Origin of the sequence: Paracoccus sanguinis (assembly GCF_012689545.1) — a bacterium.
GTDB lineage: Bacteria > Pseudomonadota > Alphaproteobacteria > Rhodobacterales > Rhodobacteraceae > Paracoccus > Paracoccus panacisoli.
Window position 1 is genome coordinate 780,894 of sequence record NZ_CP051542.1, and the last position, 15,571, is coordinate 796,464.

Sequence of the window (15,571 nt, forward strand, 5' to 3'; positions counted from 1 at the left end):
GCGAGGCCGAACACCGCCGATGTGGCTCAGGCGACCGCGACTTGGCGGTTTAGCGCGCATCGCGACCACAGCGCATCCATCGCCCGCACCAGGTGGTCGATCTGCTGGCTGTCGTGGACCGGCGAGGGCGTGAAGCGCAGCCGCTCGGTCCCGCGCGGCACCGTGGGGAAGTTGATCGGCTGGACGTAGATGCCGAAATCCGACAGCAGCATGTCCGACAGCGCCTTGCAGTGCACCGGGTTGCCGACATGGACCGGGACGATGTGGCTGCCGCGGTCGTCGATGGGCAGCCCCAGCCCGCGCAGCCGCATCTTGAGGATGCGCGCGTGGAGCTGCTGGGCGTCGCGCAGCTCCTGCCCGCCGGCCGTCTTGAGAAACGCGATCGAGGCCGCCGCCCCCGCCGCCACCGCGGGCGGGATCGAGGTGGTGAAGATGAACCCCGGCGCATAGCTGCGGATCGCGTCGCACATCCGCGCGCTCGCGGCGATGTAGCCGCCGAAGACGCCGAAGGCCTTGCCGAGCGTCCCGTTGAAGATGTCGATGCGATCCATCAGCCCGTCGCGCTCGGCCACGCCGCCGCCGCGGGGGCCGTACATGCCGACCGCGTGCACCTCGTCGAGATAGGTCAGCGCGTTGAACTCGACTGCGAGGTCGCAGATCTCGGCGATCGGCCCGAAATCGCCGTCCATCGAGTAGATCGATTCGAAGGCGATCAGCTTCGGCAGGGCCGGGTCGTCGGCCGCCAGCAGCTCGCGCAGATGCTCCACGTCATTGTGGCGGAAGATCCGCTTGGCGCCGTCGAAGCGCTTGATCCCCTCAATCATCGAGGCGTGGTTCAGCTCGTCGGAATAGATGATGAGCCCGGGAAAGAGCTTCCGCAGCGTCGAGAGCGTCGCGTCGTTGGCAATGTAGGCCGACGAAAAGACCAGCGCCGATTCCTTGCCGTGCAGGTCGGCAAGCTCGGCCTCGAGCCGCTTGTGATAGACCGTGGTGCCCGAGATGTTGCGCGTGCCACCCGACCCGGCGCCGGTGGCGTCCAGCGCCTCGTGCATCGCGGCGAGCACGGCCGGGTGCTGGCCCATGCCGAGGTAATCGTTGCCGCACCAGACGGTGATCTCGGTCTCGGACCCGTCCGGGCGGGTCCAGACCGCCTGCGGATAGGCGCCCTTGCGACGCTCGATGTCGATGAACGTGCGGTAGCGGCCTTCGTCATGCAGGCGTTGGATGGCCTGCTCGAGTGCGGCATCGTAGTTCATCGCGGGCTCCCTTGCGTCAGTAGCTGGGTCCGACCATGGTCCGGTCGGGCGAGCGAGACCTTGATAAGGGTCAAAGCCCGTCAGGAACACCCGCATTTTCCCCGGTTGCGACAAAAAGTCGTCATGGGAACCCGATGAAACTGCTCAGGAAAGGGATGCAGATGGCCAACGATACACGCCTGGACGAGGTGCTGGCGGCGCTCGACGCGGGACAGCCGGCGGCGCTGGACCGGCTCAAGACGTTCCTGCGCATCCCCTCGGTCTCGACCGATCCGGCCTATGCGCCCGAGGTGCGGCGCGCCGCCGGCTGGCTGCGGGACGAGCTTGCGGCGCTGGGGTTTGCGGCCGAGGTGCGTGAGACGGCGGGCCACCCGGCGGTGGTGGCGCGGACCGCGCCGGACGGCTCGGGCGCACGGCGGCTGCTGTTCTACGGCCATTACGACGTGCAGCCGGTGGACCCGATCGGGCTCTGGACCCGCGACCCCTTCGATCCGGTGGTCGAGGACACGCCCGACGGCCCGGTGATCCGCGGCCGCGGCGCCTCGGACGACAAGGGCCAGCTGATGACCTTCGTCGAGGCCTGCCGGGCGTGGAAAACCGCCCACGGCACGCTGCCCGCCGGGCTGACGCTCCTTTTCGAGGGCGAGGAAGAAAGCGGCTCGCCGAACCTCATGCCCTTCCTTCAGGCCAATGCCGCCGAGTTCGAAACCGACCTCGCGCTGATCTGCGACACGGGGATGTATGCGGACGGCCGCCCCGCCATCACCACCCAGCTGCGCGGGCTGATGGGCGAGGAGATCGTCGTCCGCGCCGCCGACCGCGACCTGCACTCGGGGATGTTCGGCGGGCTGGCGGCGAACCCGATCCAGATCCTCGTCAACGCGCTGGCCGGGATCAAGGACGCCGACGGCCGGGTGACGCTGCCCGGCTTCTACGAGGGCGTCGAGGAGCTGTCGAACCAGCTGCGCGCCGACTGGGACGACCTCGGCTTCGACGCCGGCGAGTATCTCTCGCGCGTCGGCCTGCGCCACCCGGTGGGCGAGACGGGGCGCACCGGGCTCGAGATGGTGTGGAACCGCCCCACCTTCGAGATCAACGGGATCAGCGGCGGCTATGCCGGCGACGGGTTCAAGACCGTCCTGCCGGCCGAGGCCCGCGCCAAGGTCAGCTGCCGCCTCGTCGGCACCCAGGACCCCGAGGCGATCCGCGCCGCCTTGCAGGCCCATGTCCGCGCCCATGTCCCCGAGGATTGCAGCGTCGAGTTCCACCCCCACGGCAGCTCGCAGGCGAGCCGCATGGACGTCTCGGACCCCGCCTTCGCCGCCGCCCGCGCGGCGCTGAAGGCCGAATGGGGGCGCGAGGCGGCCTTCATCGGCATGGGCGGCTCGATCCCCGTCGCGGGCGATTTCCAGCGGCTGCTGGACGTGGACGTGATGCTGATCGGCTTCGGCCGCGACAACGACCGCATCCACTCGCCGAACGAGAAATACAACCTCGAGAGCTTCGCCAAGGGCGCGCGGTCCTGGGCGCGGATTCTGGCGGCGCTGCGGTGAGGGGCGGCGCTGAGGCGATGCCGGAGGGTTGGGGCGAGGGTGCGGCGGGCGTCTGGTGAGGCGGTCGACGCGGTGCCCGTTGGCGGGCGCCGCCCCGAACGCCGTTTTCGGGTCACGGCGCGGCGCACCAGCGGCTAGGGACGCAGCAGGACGCTCAGGGCGGCGATGATCGCGACGCCCGCGACCAGCCCGACCCCGAACGCATCGTCGTTGCGGCCCGTCATGCGCAGATACTGGACGAGAAACACCCCGGCGACGCCGAGGACCAGAAACACCGCAGCCGCCATCCCCGTCCCCGGGTCGTTCGCGTCCACCGGAAAAGGCCAGGTCCCCCGCATCCCGCACCCCTAAAGATCAGGTCCGCCCCAGCGGGCGGCCCACCAGCCTGCATCAGGCGAAACTCACGCTGCGCGCGCCGTCAGCACGTTGACCACGCGACGCTGCGCGCCGGCCTCGCCGATGCCGCTGATCGGCACCACGCGCGGTCGTCGGCTCTGTTCACTCACGTGCTGCGGTCGGTCGCACCTGCCGCTCACGCTGCCACATTCTCTACGTCGGGCAAACAGACGCGGCCGCACACCCAAAGAAAAAGGCCGCCCCACCGGGGCGGCCCCACCAACCTGCGTCAGTCGAAACTCACGCCGCGCGGGCCGTCAGCACGTCGCCCACGCGACGCTGCGCGCCGGCCTCGTCGATGCCGCTGACCGCCGCCACCTCGCGGGTCAGACGGTCCAGCGCGGCCTCATAGAGCTGGCGCTCCGAGTAGGACTGCTCGCGCTGGTCGTCCGAGCGGTGCAGGTCGCGCACAACCTCGGCGATCGACAGCAGGTCGCCCGAGTTGATCTTCTGCTCGTATTCCTGGGCGCGGCGCGACCACATGGCGCGCTTGACCCGCGCCTTGCCCTTCAGCGTCTCGAGCGCCCGGTCCACGAGGTCCGGCGAGGCGAGCGAGCGCATCCCGATCTCGGTCGCGCGCGCGGTCGGCACCCGCAGGGTCATCTTGTCCTTCTCGAACGAGATCACGAACATCTCGAGCTTGAGTCCGGCCACTTCCTGCTCTTCGATGGACACGATGCGGCCGACGCCGTGGGCCGGATAGACCACGAAATCATCGGGGCGGAACTCGTTCTTCTTGCTCTTGGACATCAGGTTTCCTTCCAGTGGCGCGGCTTCGGGCGCAAAAAACCTCGGGCGGGCTCTTGCCCCCCTGAGGTCCGTGTGGTCTTTGGCGATACCAGTCGGGCAGACGACCGGCGTGACAGTCACGACCGCCCGGCGACCATATGGACCCGGCGCGGTCTTATGTGACAACCTTGTATCACGAATCACCCCTCGAAAGAAGGGGTAATTCTGGGTGCCCCGCCTCCGACGTTGGTCGGACGGCTATTTCCGCAGCACCTCGGGCAGCGTTCGCCCCGTCCCGGGCCCGCCCGCCACCGCCCAGTCGAGCAGCCCGAGCATCCGGTCGGCGTCCAGCACCCCCGGCACCACCGCCATCGCGGCGCGCGGGGCGCTCACGCCCTCGGGGATTGTCGCGGGCATGAGCATCAGCGTCGGCGTCACGGTCACGCCCCACTTGCCGGCCATGCGCTTCTCGCTCAGCACCTCGCCGTCGCTGTCGGTCACATCGGTCCCGCCGAACAGGTCGATCTGCACCACGTCGAAACGCTCGCGGATCAGCCGGTCGATGCGCGGATCGGTCAGCACCGTCTCGTGCAGCTCGGCGCAGTAGATGCAGCCGCGCTGCTCGACCAGCAGCATGAGCACCCGGCCCGCGGCGGCGGCCTCGGCCGCGTCCTCGCGCACGTCCTTAAAACTGTCCTTGAGCCAGTCGGGCTTGTGCAGCCCGTCGTCGCCCAGGGGCACGCTGCCCGACAGCGCCGCCCCCGCCATCACCCCCCACGCCGCCAGCGCGGCCACCATCGCCTTGCGTCTCATAGCGTCGTCGCACTCCAGTCGAAGTTGTCCACCATCAGGGCCGCGATGCGGTTCACGCTGTCCGTGGCGATCAGCACCGCGAACAGGATCAGCATCACCCCCATCACCTTCTCGACCCGCCCCATCAGCGCCCGGTGCCGCCCGACCCAGGCGAGGAATGGCCCCGCGAACATCGCCGCCACCACGAAGGGCAGCGTCATCGCCAGCCCGTAGACCAGAAGCAGCGCGCCACCGCGCCAGACCTCGCCCATCCCGGCCGCCACGAACAGGATCGCCGCCAGCGCCGGCCCCGCGCAGGGCGTCCAGCCGAAGCCGAAGGCGAGGCCCATGACATAGGCCCCGACCAGCGACGACGGCTGCGCCGGCCCCTCGAGCCGCGCCTCGCGGTAGAGGAACGGCACCCGGATCACGCCGAGGAAATGCAGCCCGAAGACCAGCAGCACCCCGGCCGCCACCCAGCTCAGCTCGGTCCGGTAGCGCGACACCGCCGAGCCGAGCGCCGTCGCCCCCAGCCCCAGCAGCACGAAGATGGTCGTCACCCCCAGCGCAAAGGCCACCGCCCCCGCGACGAGCCTGCGCCGCGCGCCGGGGTTCAGCCCGCCATCGGCGCGCAACTCGCCCATCGAGACCCCGGCGAGATAGCACAGGTAGAACGGCGCCATCGGCAGGATGCAGGGCGACAGGAACGACAGAAGCCCGGCGAGGATCGCGCCGCCATAGCTGATCTCGGGCATGGACCGCTCCCTCTGCCGGCCGTCCGGGGGCTGCCCGGCGCGGAGGCCGCGGACCCCGTGGGGGGTTGCGGCGTTGAAGTGACGCTGCGACAGATGGTCAAGACAGTCAACGAGGTTGGAATATGTTCCCTCCACGTCTGCCCCGCCGCACCCGCCTCGGCGCCGCGCTCGGCCTCGTGCTGGCAGCGCTGCCGCTCGCCGCGGCAGCCGAGCGCAGCCTGCTGATGTTCGAACGGGACGGCTGCAGCTACTGCAAGCGCTGGGATGCCGAGATCGCCCCCGCCTACCCCCGCACGGCCGAGGGGCAGGCCGCCCCGCTGGTGCGCCTCGACATCCACGACCCGCTGCCCGAGGGGGTGACGCTCACCGGCCGCGCCCCGGTCTTCACCCCGACCTTCGTGCTGACCGACGCCGGCACCGAGGTCGGGCGGATCGAGGGCTACGCGGGCGACGAGTTCTTCTGGGTCATGCTGGCGCAGATGCTGACCCGCACCGGCTGGGACCCGGCCACGGCCGCGCGCCCGGTCGAGGCCATCCCGCCCGATCCCGCCGTGCCGCAAGGCGCCCCTACTGCCCCCGCCCCCGCCGCCGACCCGACGTGAGACCCCAACCCGAAAGGACCGACGCCATGACCCGCCTGCCCTTTGCCCGCCTGCCCCTCCGCCCCGCGCTGGTCGGCGCCCTCGCCGCGCTGTCCACCCCCGCGCTGGCGCAGGAAGCCGCCTATACCAAGACCGTCGAGGTTCCCTTCGACGACGCGCAATTCTCGGTCGAGCAGGCCATCACCAACGCCGGCCTGGTGATCGACGCGACCAGCAACGTGGGCGAGATGCTGGCCCGCACCAAGGCGGACGTGGGCGGCACCAAGGATCTCTACACGCACGCCGAGTCGTTCTCGTTCTGCTCGGCGGCGGTATCGCGGCAGGTGATGGAGGCCGACATCGCCAACATCCAGTACTGCCCCTACAACATCTTCGTCTACGAGGCCGCCGACGCCCCCGGCAAGGTCGTGATTGGCCACCGCCATTACCCGGGCGAGTCGATGGCGCCCGTGAATGCGATGCTGAACGGGATCGTGGACGCCGCCGCTGCGGGAATGTGAGGGGACGCGGTTCCGAGGATTGGGTCGGCGCCGGCGCTCGCCGGCCCGGCTCGGCATTCGGGCGAGTCGCTGAGAGTGTAAACGCGATGCTGATCGGGGTCGTAGGCACCGCCACTTCGCGGATATGAAGTCACCGGCTGCCGGCGATCGGCTCAGCGCCGACTCGAGACGGCCCGGCGCATCATCCGGCCGAGTTGATAGCCCGTGCAACGCGATGCTGGACGGGACCGGGGACGGCAACGCTCCGTGATCTTACCCCACCCTTTTGCGTAGAAACGGGTCGGCGCGCACGCGTCCACGAGCGGCGAAGGATCCGGGCGCGAAGCGGGCCCCGTCAACGTCATGTTTGTGGACGCCGCCGTTGCCGCTTCGGGGATGTGCCTGGTGCTCGCGCTCCTCGGCCGAAGACGCGACCCAGCACGGCCCTCCACTAGGCCAAGCCGCCCGGCCGGACCGCGCGTCTCACACCCCATCTCTCTTGACGAAAATATCCTCGGGGGTCCGGGGGCAGACAGCCCCCGGACCGGCGGAGCGACCGGCGCGACCGCCGGTCAGTCGCCCTCGCCGGGATTCGGCGAGAAGTATTTCTCGAGCTTCCCGGCCACCCCGTCCATCGCCTCGTAACCCGGCATCGGGTCCTTCTTGCGGGTGATGACCGGCCATTGTTCCGAGTACTTGCGGTTGAACTCGACCCACGCCTCCATGTCCGGCTCGGTGTCCGGGCGGATCGCGTCGGCGGGGCACTCGGGCTCGCAGACGCCGCAGTCGATGCACTCGTCGGGATGGATGACGAGGGTGTTTTCGCCCTCGTAGAAGCAGTCCACCGGGCAGACCTCGACGCAATCCGTGTATTTGCACATGATGCAGTTGTCGGTCACGACATAGGTCATCGGTCACTCCTCGGAAGGCCAGTGTCGGAAGGCCAGTGCGGGGTTTCACCTAGACCTTCGCCGCGCCCGGTTCAATCCCGCTTCACCGTGCCGACCCCCGGCCGAGGCAACCCGCGTGGGCGCCGCGCGGTGTCGTGGCGTCAATCCTCGTCCTCGTCGGGCCAGGGCGCGGCCGGCGCCCCGTCCCCCGCAGGCGCATCGAGATCGTCGTAGAGCAGCCGCGCCTCGGCCGGCGGTCCGCGCCGTGCGCCGGGCGCCCGCATCCTGAGGCTGCGCACCCCACCCGGCACGGCGGCGGTCACAACGTCGCCGGGCCGCAGCTCCTGCCCCGGCTTGCGGCAGGGGACGCCGTTCACCCGGATGCCGCCCGCGGCGATCCGATCGGCGGCGAGGCTGCGCGTCTTGAACACCCGCGCGTGGCAGAGCCAACGGTCCAGCCGGATCGTCTCGACCAGCGCGGCGGGCGGGGCTGCCGCCAGTTCGCGCCGCGCCCGCTCGGCCCGGCGCGACATCAGCGGCCCCCCGCCCGGGACAAGGCCATGTCGAGAAGGAACGCGCCGCGGCCTGCCGTCACGTCCGGTTCTTCAGCGCCGCCAGCACGGCGAACGGGCTGTCGGGGTCCATCGGCTTTTCGGCCCGCGGCGGGCGCTGGTCGTGGCGCGGCCCGTCGTGGCGCTTGCCATCCGAGCGCTTGCCCTCGTGCCGCTCGTTGCGCGACCCCTTGCCCTGCCCGTCACGCTGACCGTCGCGGCTTCCGCCCTGCCCCTCGGTCCCGTCGGTGCGCGCCCCATCGCGGCGCTGCGGCTTGCCGCCGCGCTCGCCGCCCTTGCCGAAGCGCGCGGGCTTGCCGTCCGCACCCGGCTCGCCGCCGCTGCGCTGCCCGTCGCGCGGGCCGCCGAAGCGCCGGCCGCGGTCGCCGCGGGCCTCGCCGCCCTCGGCCGGGCCGGCCGCCGCAGCGCCCTCGCCCCGCGGCCGCCGCGGGCCGCGGCTGTCGCCCTCGCCCCGGCGCGGTCCGCGCGGGCGCGGCGCCCAGGTGAAGCTGTAATAGGTCTCGGTCTCGACCGGCTCGGCGTCGGATGCTTCCTCGGATGCCTCGCCCTCGGCCCCGCCGGTCGGCTGAGCATCACCGGACTCGGAGGCCACGGCCTCGGCCGCCGCATCGCCCGCGTCCGCCGGCAGCCCTTCGGTCGCCACCGGCCCGTCCTCGCCACCCGCCGACGCAGCCAGCGCCGCCTCGGCCTGCGCCGCGGCTTCCGCCTCGGCCGCCGCCCGCGCCTCGGCCTCGGCCGCCAGCCGCGCCTTCTCGGCCTGCTCGGCCTCCCATCGGGCGCGGGTCTCGGCGACGAGGACGCTTTCCTCTTCCGTCATCGGGTTCTGGCTCGCGGCAGCCGCCTCGGCCCCCGGCTCGGGCGCGGCCGCCACCGGCGCCACCGCCGCCGCCCGCGCCTTGGGTCGCTCGGCCTTCTCGGCGCGGTAGCCCAGCCCGCCCATCAGGTCGGCGAACTGTTCCAGCGTCATGCCGGTGATCGAGAGCATATCCGCGCTCGCCTCGAACCCGCCGCGGCTGTCCTGCCCGCGCAGCAGGTCCGCCAGCCGCTCGAGCATGTCGATGCGGATCGCCCGCTCGCCCGCCGGGTGATAGCCCGACAGCGTGTAATACCCGCGCGGCACGTCAGGCAGGTTCGGAATCGTCACCAGCCCGGGGGGCGGGCTCTCGGGGAACTCGTCCAGCCCCTGCGCGAGCGAGGCCAGCACCAGCCGCAGCCGCGTCGGCGCGGGCTTGAGCACCGCGGGCACGAAGATCGTATACTGCCCGAACCGCACGCCGTGCTTCCTGAGAAGACTGCGCGCCTCCTGGTCCAGCGCCTTGATGTCGCCCGCCACCTGCTCGCGCGGCAGGATGCCGAAGCTCTCGAGCAGCCGGAACCCGACGCCGCGGGCCAGCCCGGTCAGCGCCTCGTCGGCCTGCAGGGCGAGCAGCGGCTCGAACCCGGCGGCGATCTTGCGGTCGATGAAGTGCTGCAGCCGGCGGCGGACCTTCTCGGCCACCTCCTCGCCCGCGTCCTCGTCCACGAAGACGTCGATGCCGGGCTTGAGCGGGTCGGCCCCGCGCGTCAGCTTGCCGACCGCCGTGCCGCCCCACATCAGCCCGCCCTGCTCGGTGAAGTCGAGCTCGGTGTCGGGCGCGTTGTAGAAGCGGTCGGCGCGCAGGTGGAACTCGGGGCGCAGCGCCTCATAGGCGGCGCGGGTCAGCATCCGGGCCTCGTCGCCCGCCGCCGCCGGATCGGCGCGGAAGCGGAACCCGTCCAGCCGGCCGGCGAATTCGCCCTCGACCGTCACCTCGCCCTTGTCGTTCACCTCGGCCACCAGGCTCTCCTTCTGGTTGAGCCGGCGCATCAGCACCGAGGTGCGCCGGTCCACGAATCGCTGCGTCAGCGCGGCGTGAAGCGCGTCCGACAGGCGGTCTTCTACCGCGCGGGTCTCGCCCCGCCAATGGGCTTCGTCCCGCACCCAGCCGGTCCGCTGGGCGACATAGGTCCAGGTGCGGATATAGGCGAGCCGCTTGGACAGCGCGTCGATGTCCCCGCCCGTCCGGTCGATCCGCCCCACCGCGCGCGCGAGCCAGTCGCCGGGGATGCCACCCTCCTGCAGGAAACCGTAGATGCGCGAGAGCAACGTCAGGTGCTCGGCCGGCGAGATGCCGCGGAAATCGGGGATGCGGCAGACGTCCCAGAGCAGCCGCACGTCCTTGGGATGCGTCACCCGGTCGCGAATCTCGGGCAGGTCGCGCAGCGCCTTGAGCGCGTGCAGGTCGTCCGCCTCGCGCCCGCGGCCCAGCCATTCGCTGCCCGAGGGCTGTTCGAGCGACTGCACCAGCCGGTCCACCGTCCCGAACTCGAGCGCCGAGTTGCGCCACACCAGCCGGCTGATCGGCTGGAAGCGGTGGTTCTCGATGGCGTCGATCAGCCCCTCGTCCAGCGGCTGCGCCTCGCCCGTGACGCCGAAAGTGCCCGGCTCGGTGTGCCGCCCGGCGCGGCCGGCGATCTGGCCCAGCTCGTGCGGAAAAAGCGGCCGCATCCGCCGCCCGTCGAACTTGTGCGTGGCCTCGAAGGCGACGTGGCGGATGTCGAGGTTGAGCCCCATCCCGATGGCATCCGTGGCGACGAGGTAATCGACCTCGCCCGCCTGATACATCGCCACCTGCGCGTTGCGGGTGCGCGGCGACAGCGCCCCCATCACCACCGCCGCCCCGCCCTTGAGCCGGCGCAGAAGCTCGGCCGTGGCATAGACGTCATCGACCGAGAACCCGACGATGGCCGAGCGCGCGGGCATCCGGCTCAGCTTCTTCGACCCGGCCCAGCTGAGCGTCGAGAACCGCTCGCGGCGCATGAACTGCGCCTCGGGGACCAGCGCGGCGATGGCCGGGCGCATCGTCGAGGACCCGAGGAACAGCGTCTCGTGCAGGCCGCGCGCGTTCAGCAGCCGGTCGGTGAAGACATGCCCCCGCTCGGGGTCGGCGCAGAGCTGGATCTCGTCGATGGCGACGAAATCGGCCAGCACCTCGGGCATCGCCTCGGTGGTGGCGACCCAATAGGCGGCGCGCTCGGGGACGATGCGCTCCTCGCCGGTGATCAGCGCCACGACCGAGGGGCCGCGCGCCTTGACGATGCGGTCATAGACCTCGCGCGCCAGCAGCCGCAGCGGCAGGCCGATGACGCCGGTGCGGTGCGCCAGCATCCGCTCGATCGCATAATGGGTCTTGCCGGTGTTGGTCGGCCCCAGCACGGCCGTGATGCGTCCTGCCATGGGTCAGGCGTCCTGCCCCGCAGGCCCGGCCGAGACACGCGCAAGCCCGTCCATGGCATCCTCCTGATGCGGATTGATGGCGAGGCTTGCGGCAAAGGCCGCCCGGGCGCGGTCGCGGTCGCCCATCTCCTCATAGATCGTGCCGAGCAGCGTCAGCGCCGGCCAGTGCCGCGGCTCGGCGCGAAGCGCGTGCGCGAGGTCGTCGATTGCCGGCCCCGCCTGCCCGGCGAAATACATCGCTGCCCCGCGCGCCGCCCAGCCGGCGGCAAAGTCGGGGGCGTTCTCGACCAGCGCGGTCAGGTGGCCGATGGCGGTCACGGGCTCGCCCGCGTCCAGCGCCGCCTCGCCCCGCATCAGCAGGAAATCCAGCGCCGACGAGCCCGACTGCGACCACGCCCGCTCGATGTCGGCCTGCGCGCGCAGCCAGCCGTCACCCTCGGGCTGGGCCAGCTCGGCAAAGAGCGCGTCCATGTCGGGGGTCGGGGCGACGGTGATCGGGGCGGCGGGGGCCTCGTCCGCCGCCAGCGGCGCGACGGTCATGAAAATGCCCAGCATCAGCCCGAGGAGTGCCGTGGCGGCAGACTGGAACTGAAGGGGAAGGGCGCGCATATGGACCATGTAAGCACATCCGCGCCGCGGCGCCAGATTTGAGGGAGTGAAGAGATGAGTGCAGTGATCGAGGGCGCCGTGAAGGCCCTGCAGGGCAAGATTTCCTCGTTCGACGGCTCGGCCAAGTTCGTGGTCGAGGGCGAGGGCGCGATCATGATCGACGAATCCGGCGTGCGCGCCGGGGATGATGACGCCGACGTCACCCTGACCGCCAGCCGCGACACGTTCGAGGGCATCCTGAACGGGTCGACCAACCCGACGATGGCCTACATGAGCGGCAAGCTGAAGGTCGACGGCTCGCTGCCGACCGCGATGAAGCTGGGCGCCGCGCTCTCCTGACCCGCACCGGGCCGGGGCCCTTGCGCCCCGGCCTTTGGTTTTTGTGTGTGGGTGCGGTTCTACGTTGGGTCGCGGAGCGGCGGGCGCGTTGGGCGGTTGCGATGGTTCGGCCTTACACCAACGTTTGGTGAAACCGGCCGCTTGATGAATCTGCCCGCCGAGCAAGCCGTGGCTTCCGAAGGCACAATAGCGCGGACCTGGTGAGTTGTCCTGAGCGCGACGGGCCGTCTGCCTGCATGTAACTTCCCGCTCTCAAGTTCTCTGCGTTGTCTTGCGGCGCCTCACCGCTCATTCCGGCTCCCGTCGTGGTCATCTCGAGCAGACCGCGTGATACGGTTTCCCAACCCGGCCCTCGTCCCGCACCCCAACCGCAGGCTAAGCTTCGACCCACCGTAAGCCCGCTCGACTCGCGTGCTCAGCAGACGGCTACGTCCTCCCGATTTACCCGGTTCTGGCTCCCCTATCCGACCTTCCGGCCAGCCCCCGGACCCACCTCTCCCCCTCTAGCCCACCTTCACACCCAACCCAACGCAGGGGACCCCGCGTGAGCCACCAGACCGACCCTCGCCCGACCGCCCCCGCGTCCTCCGCCCAGACCGAGGCCACCCCCGGTCACGACCTGCCCCCCGGCGCCACCCCGGCCCCCTTCCACCAGCACGCCCACGCCCCCCTCCCCCCCGCTTCGGCCTTCTTCATCACCGCCCGCGACGGCATCCGCCTGCGCCTCGGCCTCTGGCGCCCCGAGGGGACGCCGCGCGCCACCGTGCTGCTCTTTCAGGGCCGCACCGAGTATCTCGAGAAATACGCCCCCGCCGCCCGCCGCCTGACCGCCGCGGGGCTTGCGGTCCTCGCCATCGACTGGCGCGGGCAGGGCCTCTCGGACCGGCTGATCGCCGACCCGCGGCCCGGCCACATCGACCATTTCTCATCCTACCAGCTCGATGTCGCGGCCCTCGTCGCCGGCGCCGAGGCGCTGGCGCTGCCGCGCCCGTGGCACCTGCTCGCCCACTCGATGGGCGGCGCCATCGGCCTCGCCGCGCTGGCCGAGGGGCTGCCGGTCGCCACCGCCGCCTTCTCGTCGCCGATGTGGGGCATCCATCACGCGCCGCTGCCGGGGCCGGTGGTCATGGGCATCGCCGGGACCGCCCGGCGGCTCGGCCGCGGCCGCCGCGCCGCGGTCGGCACGGGGGGCGAGGGCACCTTCGTCCTCGACGCCCCCTTCCGCGGCAACGCGCTGACCGGCAATCCCGCCGAATGGGCGCGTCTGGTGGCCGAGGCGGGGGCGTGGCCCGAACTCACCCTCGGCGGCGCCACCTATGACTGGGTGCGCGCGGGCCTGGCCGAGTGTCGCCGGCTGGCCACACTGCCCTCGCCCGAGATCCCCGCCGTGATCGGCCTCGGCGGGCGCGAGGAGGTGGTTTCGCCCCAAGCCATCCGCACCCGCGCCGCCCGCTGGCCCGCGGCGCGGCTGGCCGAATACCCCGACGGCCACCACGAGCTGCTGATGGAGACGCCTGCCATCGCCGACGCCTTCATGGCCGAGGTGCTGGCGCTCGTCGCCAAGGCCTGACCGCGGCGGCCGCGTCTTTCTGGCCCACCGACCCGTCCGGCCGCGCCGCCCTCACAGGGACGGGTGCCGCGCGCGTTCGCATGAACCGTGCATGAACATCGCACGAACGATGCACGAACGCTGCATAAGGCGTGCAGCCCCGGTTCAGCCCTCGCGCAGCGTCCTGAGCGCCGCGACCAGCGCCGCGGTCGAGCCGTCGTGCCCCGCAACCTCGGCGCCCTCGAGCAGCGGCGCGAGTTCCAGCGCCAGCTCCTTGCCCAGCTCCACCCCCCACTGGTCGAAGCTGTTGATCCCGAGGATCACCCCCTCGACGAACACCCGGTGCTCGTAAAGCGCCACGATCTGCCCCAGCGTGAAGGGCGTCAGCCGCGGAATGAGCAGCGTGGTCGACGGGCGGTTGCCGGGGAACACCCGGTGCCGCGCCTGCCGTTCCAGCTCGGACCCCGACAGCCCCTTGGCCGCCATCCGCGCGCGCGCCTCGGCCAGCGTCCGGCCGCGCATCAGCGCCCGGCTCTGGGCGAGGCAGTTGGCGATCAACAGCCGCTGGTGATGGTCGAGCGCCGGCTCCTCGCCGCGCGCCGCGACGATGAACTCGCAGGGCACGATCTGGGTGCCCTGATGGATGAGCTGGTAGAAGGCGTGCTGGCCGTTCGTCCCCGGCTCGCCCCAGACCACCGGCCCTGAGGCGCGGGGAAGGTCGGCGCCGTCCATCGTCACCCGCTTGCCGTTCGATTCCATCTCGAGCTGCTGCAGATAGGCGGGCAGGCGCAGCAGCCGCTGGGCATAGGGCAGCACGGCGCGGGTCGGATAGCCGCAGACCTGATGGTGCCAGAGGCCGGTCAGCGCCAGCATCACCGGCAGGTTCCGCCCCAGCGGCGCGGTGCGGAAATGGTCGTCCATCGCCCGCCCGCCGGCGAGGAAATCGTCGAACGCCGCCGGCCCGATCCCCAGCATCAGCACCAGCCCCACCGGCCCCCAGACCGAATAGCGCCCGCCGACCCAGTCGGCGAAGCCGAACACCCGCTCGGCCGGGATGCCGAACTCCGCCGTGCGGTCGGGCGCGGTCGAGACGGCCGCGAACTGCGCCGCCGGGTCGGCCACCGCCCCCGCCATCCACGCCCGCACCGTCTCGGCGTTGGTCATCGTCTCGATGGTGGTAAAGGTCTTCGAGGCGACGATCACCAGCGTCCGGGCCGGGTCCAGCCCCCTGAGCGTGTCGGTCGCATCCGCCCCGTCCACGTTCGAGACGAAATGCAGCCGCGGCCCGTCCATCCACGGCGCGAGCGCGTGGGCGGCCATCACCGGGCCGAGGTCCGACCCGCCGATGCCGATGTTGACCACGTCGGTGTAGGCCCCGCCCTGCCCCTTGAGCTGGCCGGTCCGCACGGCCTCGGCAAAGTCGCGCATCCGCGCCAGCGTCGCGCGGACCTCGGGCATCACGTCGTGGCCGTCCACGCGGACCTCGCCCTCGCCCCCGCGCAGGGCGGTGTGCAGGACCGCCCGTCCCTCGGTCTCGTTGATCGCCTCGCCCGCGAACATCGCCGCGCGCCGCGCCGCCACCGGCTCGGCCAGCGCCAGCAGCAGCCGCACCGCCTCGTCATCCAGCGTGGTCTTGGACCAGTCGAAGAGCAGCCCGTCCGCCGCTGTCGAGAAGCGCGCCGCCCGGTCGGGGTCGGCCTCGAACAGCGCCGCGATGGTGCGGTCCTCGGTTGCAGCGCGATGCGCGGCAAGCCGCGTCCAGAGGTCGGTCATGGCAAATTTCCCCGCGGGCGG

Annotated in this window: 15 protein-coding genes; 5 read left to right on the forward strand and 10 right to left on the reverse strand. The window is 71.6% G+C overall.

Annotated elements, in window-relative coordinates; all coding sequences use genetic code 11:
- Positions 1–26: 26 nt before the first annotated feature.
- Positions 27–1,256: a 5-aminolevulinate synthase gene (gene hemA / locus HGN31_RS03745; RefSeq protein WP_036712175.1), complete on the reverse strand. Its 1,230-nt coding sequence runs from the start codon at positions 1,254–1,256 to the stop codon at positions 27–29.
- 161 nt (positions 1,257–1,417) lie between these two features.
- On the opposite strand from hemA, the gene HGN31_RS03750 reads away from it, so the two are divergent.
- A complete protein-coding gene (locus HGN31_RS03750; protein ID WP_168782374.1) occupies positions 1,418–2,809 on the forward strand; it encodes a dipeptidase in 1,392 nt (463 codons plus the stop codon).
- 134 nt (positions 2,810–2,943) lie between these two features.
- Here HGN31_RS03750 and HGN31_RS03755 read toward each other — a convergent pair whose 3' ends face one another.
- The 4 genes from HGN31_RS03755 to HGN31_RS03770 form a co-directional block, all read right to left on the reverse strand.
- A complete protein-coding gene (locus HGN31_RS03755; protein WP_036712172.1) occupies positions 2,944–3,147 on the reverse strand; it encodes a hypothetical protein in 204 nt (67 codons plus the stop codon).
- Positions 3,148–3,445: 298 nt separating this feature from the next.
- Positions 3,446–3,955, reverse strand: a complete 510-nt coding sequence (locus HGN31_RS03760) for a CarD family transcriptional regulator (RefSeq protein WP_036704944.1) — start codon at positions 3,953–3,955, stop codon at positions 3,446–3,448.
- A 237-nt stretch (positions 3,956–4,192) separates the two neighbouring features.
- Positions 4,193–4,747, reverse strand: a complete 555-nt coding sequence (locus HGN31_RS03765) for a thioredoxin family protein (protein ID WP_052175169.1) — start codon at positions 4,745–4,747, stop codon at positions 4,193–4,195.
- Complete coding sequence (locus tag HGN31_RS03770) at positions 4,744–5,481, reverse strand: cytochrome c biogenesis CcdA family protein (protein WP_168782375.1); 738 nt, start codon at positions 5,479–5,481, stop codon at positions 4,744–4,746. The genes HGN31_RS03765 and HGN31_RS03770 overlap by 4 nt, the downstream gene beginning before the upstream one ends.
- Before the next feature lie 122 nt (positions 5,482–5,603).
- On the opposite strand from HGN31_RS03770, the gene HGN31_RS03775 reads away from it, so the two are divergent.
- Positions 5,604–6,083, forward strand: a complete 480-nt coding sequence (locus HGN31_RS03775) for a thioredoxin domain-containing protein (RefSeq protein WP_211096329.1) — start codon at positions 5,604–5,606, stop codon at positions 6,081–6,083.
- A gap of 26 nt (positions 6,084–6,109) precedes the next feature.
- The gene (locus HGN31_RS03780; RefSeq protein WP_168782376.1) at positions 6,110–6,583 is read left to right on the forward strand and encodes a DUF302 domain-containing protein; all 474 of its coding nucleotides are present in this window, start codon (positions 6,110–6,112) and stop codon (positions 6,581–6,583) included.
- Between the two features lie 551 nt (positions 6,584–7,134).
- On the opposite strand, the gene fdxA is transcribed toward HGN31_RS03780, so the two are convergent.
- The 4 genes from fdxA to HGN31_RS03800 form a co-directional block, all read right to left on the reverse strand.
- The gene (gene fdxA, locus HGN31_RS03785) at positions 7,135–7,473 is read right to left on the reverse strand and encodes a ferredoxin FdxA (protein WP_036705157.1); all 339 of its coding nucleotides are present in this window, start codon (positions 7,471–7,473) and stop codon (positions 7,135–7,137) included.
- A 140-nt stretch (positions 7,474–7,613) separates the two neighbouring features.
- Positions 7,614–7,985, reverse strand: a complete 372-nt coding sequence (locus HGN31_RS03790) for an RNA-binding S4 domain-containing protein (RefSeq protein WP_168782377.1) — start codon at positions 7,983–7,985, stop codon at positions 7,614–7,616.
- Positions 7,986–8,043: 58 nt separating this feature from the next.
- A complete protein-coding gene (locus tag HGN31_RS03795) occupies positions 8,044–11,280 on the reverse strand; it encodes a helicase-related protein (RefSeq protein WP_244961127.1) in 3,237 nt (1,078 codons plus the stop codon).
- A 3-nt stretch (positions 11,281–11,283) separates the two neighbouring features.
- Entirely contained in the window at positions 11,284–11,889 is a 606-nt protein-coding gene (locus HGN31_RS03800; protein ID WP_244961129.1) for a tetratricopeptide repeat protein, read from the reverse strand.
- Positions 11,890–11,943: 54 nt separating this feature from the next.
- Here HGN31_RS03800 and HGN31_RS03805 point away from each other — a divergent pair, with 54 nt between their 5' ends.
- Together HGN31_RS03805 and HGN31_RS03810 are read left to right on the forward strand one after the other, a co-directional pair.
- The gene (locus HGN31_RS03805) at positions 11,944–12,228 is read left to right on the forward strand and encodes an SCP2 sterol-binding domain-containing protein (protein WP_036705153.1); all 285 of its coding nucleotides are present in this window, start codon (positions 11,944–11,946) and stop codon (positions 12,226–12,228) included.
- 544 nt (positions 12,229–12,772) lie between these two features.
- Positions 12,773–13,798: an alpha/beta hydrolase gene (locus tag HGN31_RS03810; protein WP_244961130.1), complete on the forward strand. Its 1,026-nt coding sequence runs from the start codon at positions 12,773–12,775 to the stop codon at positions 13,796–13,798.
- 144 nt (positions 13,799–13,942) lie between these two features.
- Here HGN31_RS03810 and pgi read toward each other — a convergent pair whose 3' ends face one another.
- Positions 13,943–15,550: a glucose-6-phosphate isomerase gene (gene pgi, locus HGN31_RS03815; RefSeq protein WP_168782378.1), complete on the reverse strand. Its 1,608-nt coding sequence runs from the start codon at positions 15,548–15,550 to the stop codon at positions 13,943–13,945.
- Positions 15,551–15,571 lie beyond the last annotated feature (21 nt).

What these genes read in the sequence shown, in the direction of transcription:
- hemA (WP_036712175.1), bottom strand. Translation starts at nt 1,256, where the DNA reads ATGAACTACGATGCCGCACTCGAGCAGGCCATCCAACGCCTGCATGAC.
- HGN31_RS03750 (WP_168782374.1), top strand. Translation starts at nt 1,418, where the DNA reads ATGGCCAACGATACACGCCTGGACGAGGTGCTGGCGGCGCTCGACGCG.
- HGN31_RS03755 (WP_036712172.1), bottom strand. Translation starts at nt 3,147, where the DNA reads ATGCGGGGGACCTGGCCTTTTCCGGTGGACGCGAACGACCCGGGGACG.
- HGN31_RS03760 (WP_036704944.1), bottom strand. Translation starts at nt 3,955, where the DNA reads ATGTCCAAGAGCAAGAAGAACGAGTTCCGCCCCGATGATTTCGTGGTC.
- HGN31_RS03765 (WP_052175169.1), bottom strand. Translation starts at nt 4,747, where the DNA reads ATGAGACGCAAGGCGATGGTGGCCGCGCTGGCGGCGTGGGGGGTGATG.
- HGN31_RS03770 (WP_168782375.1), bottom strand. Translation starts at nt 5,481, where the DNA reads ATGCCCGAGATCAGCTATGGCGGCGCGATCCTCGCCGGGCTTCTGTCG.
- HGN31_RS03775 (WP_211096329.1), top strand. Translation starts at nt 5,604, where the DNA reads ATGTTCCCTCCACGTCTGCCCCGCCGCACCCGCCTCGGCGCCGCGCTC.
- HGN31_RS03780 (WP_168782376.1), top strand. Translation starts at nt 6,110, where the DNA reads ATGACCCGCCTGCCCTTTGCCCGCCTGCCCCTCCGCCCCGCGCTGGTC.
- fdxA (WP_036705157.1), bottom strand. Translation starts at nt 7,473, where the DNA reads ATGACCTATGTCGTGACCGACAACTGCATCATGTGCAAATACACGGAT.
- HGN31_RS03790 (WP_168782377.1), bottom strand. Translation starts at nt 7,985, where the DNA reads ATGTCGCGCCGGGCCGAGCGGGCGCGGCGCGAACTGGCGGCAGCCCCG.
- HGN31_RS03795 (WP_244961127.1), bottom strand. Translation starts at nt 11,280, where the DNA reads ATGGCAGGACGCATCACGGCCGTGCTGGGGCCGACCAACACCGGCAAG.
- HGN31_RS03800 (WP_244961129.1), bottom strand. Translation starts at nt 11,889, where the DNA reads ATGCGCGCCCTTCCCCTTCAGTTCCAGTCTGCCGCCACGGCACTCCTC.
- HGN31_RS03805 (WP_036705153.1), top strand. Translation starts at nt 11,944, where the DNA reads ATGAGTGCAGTGATCGAGGGCGCCGTGAAGGCCCTGCAGGGCAAGATT.
- pgi (WP_168782378.1), bottom strand. Translation starts at nt 15,550, where the DNA reads ATGACCGACCTCTGGACGCGGCTTGCCGCGCATCGCGCTGCAACCGAG.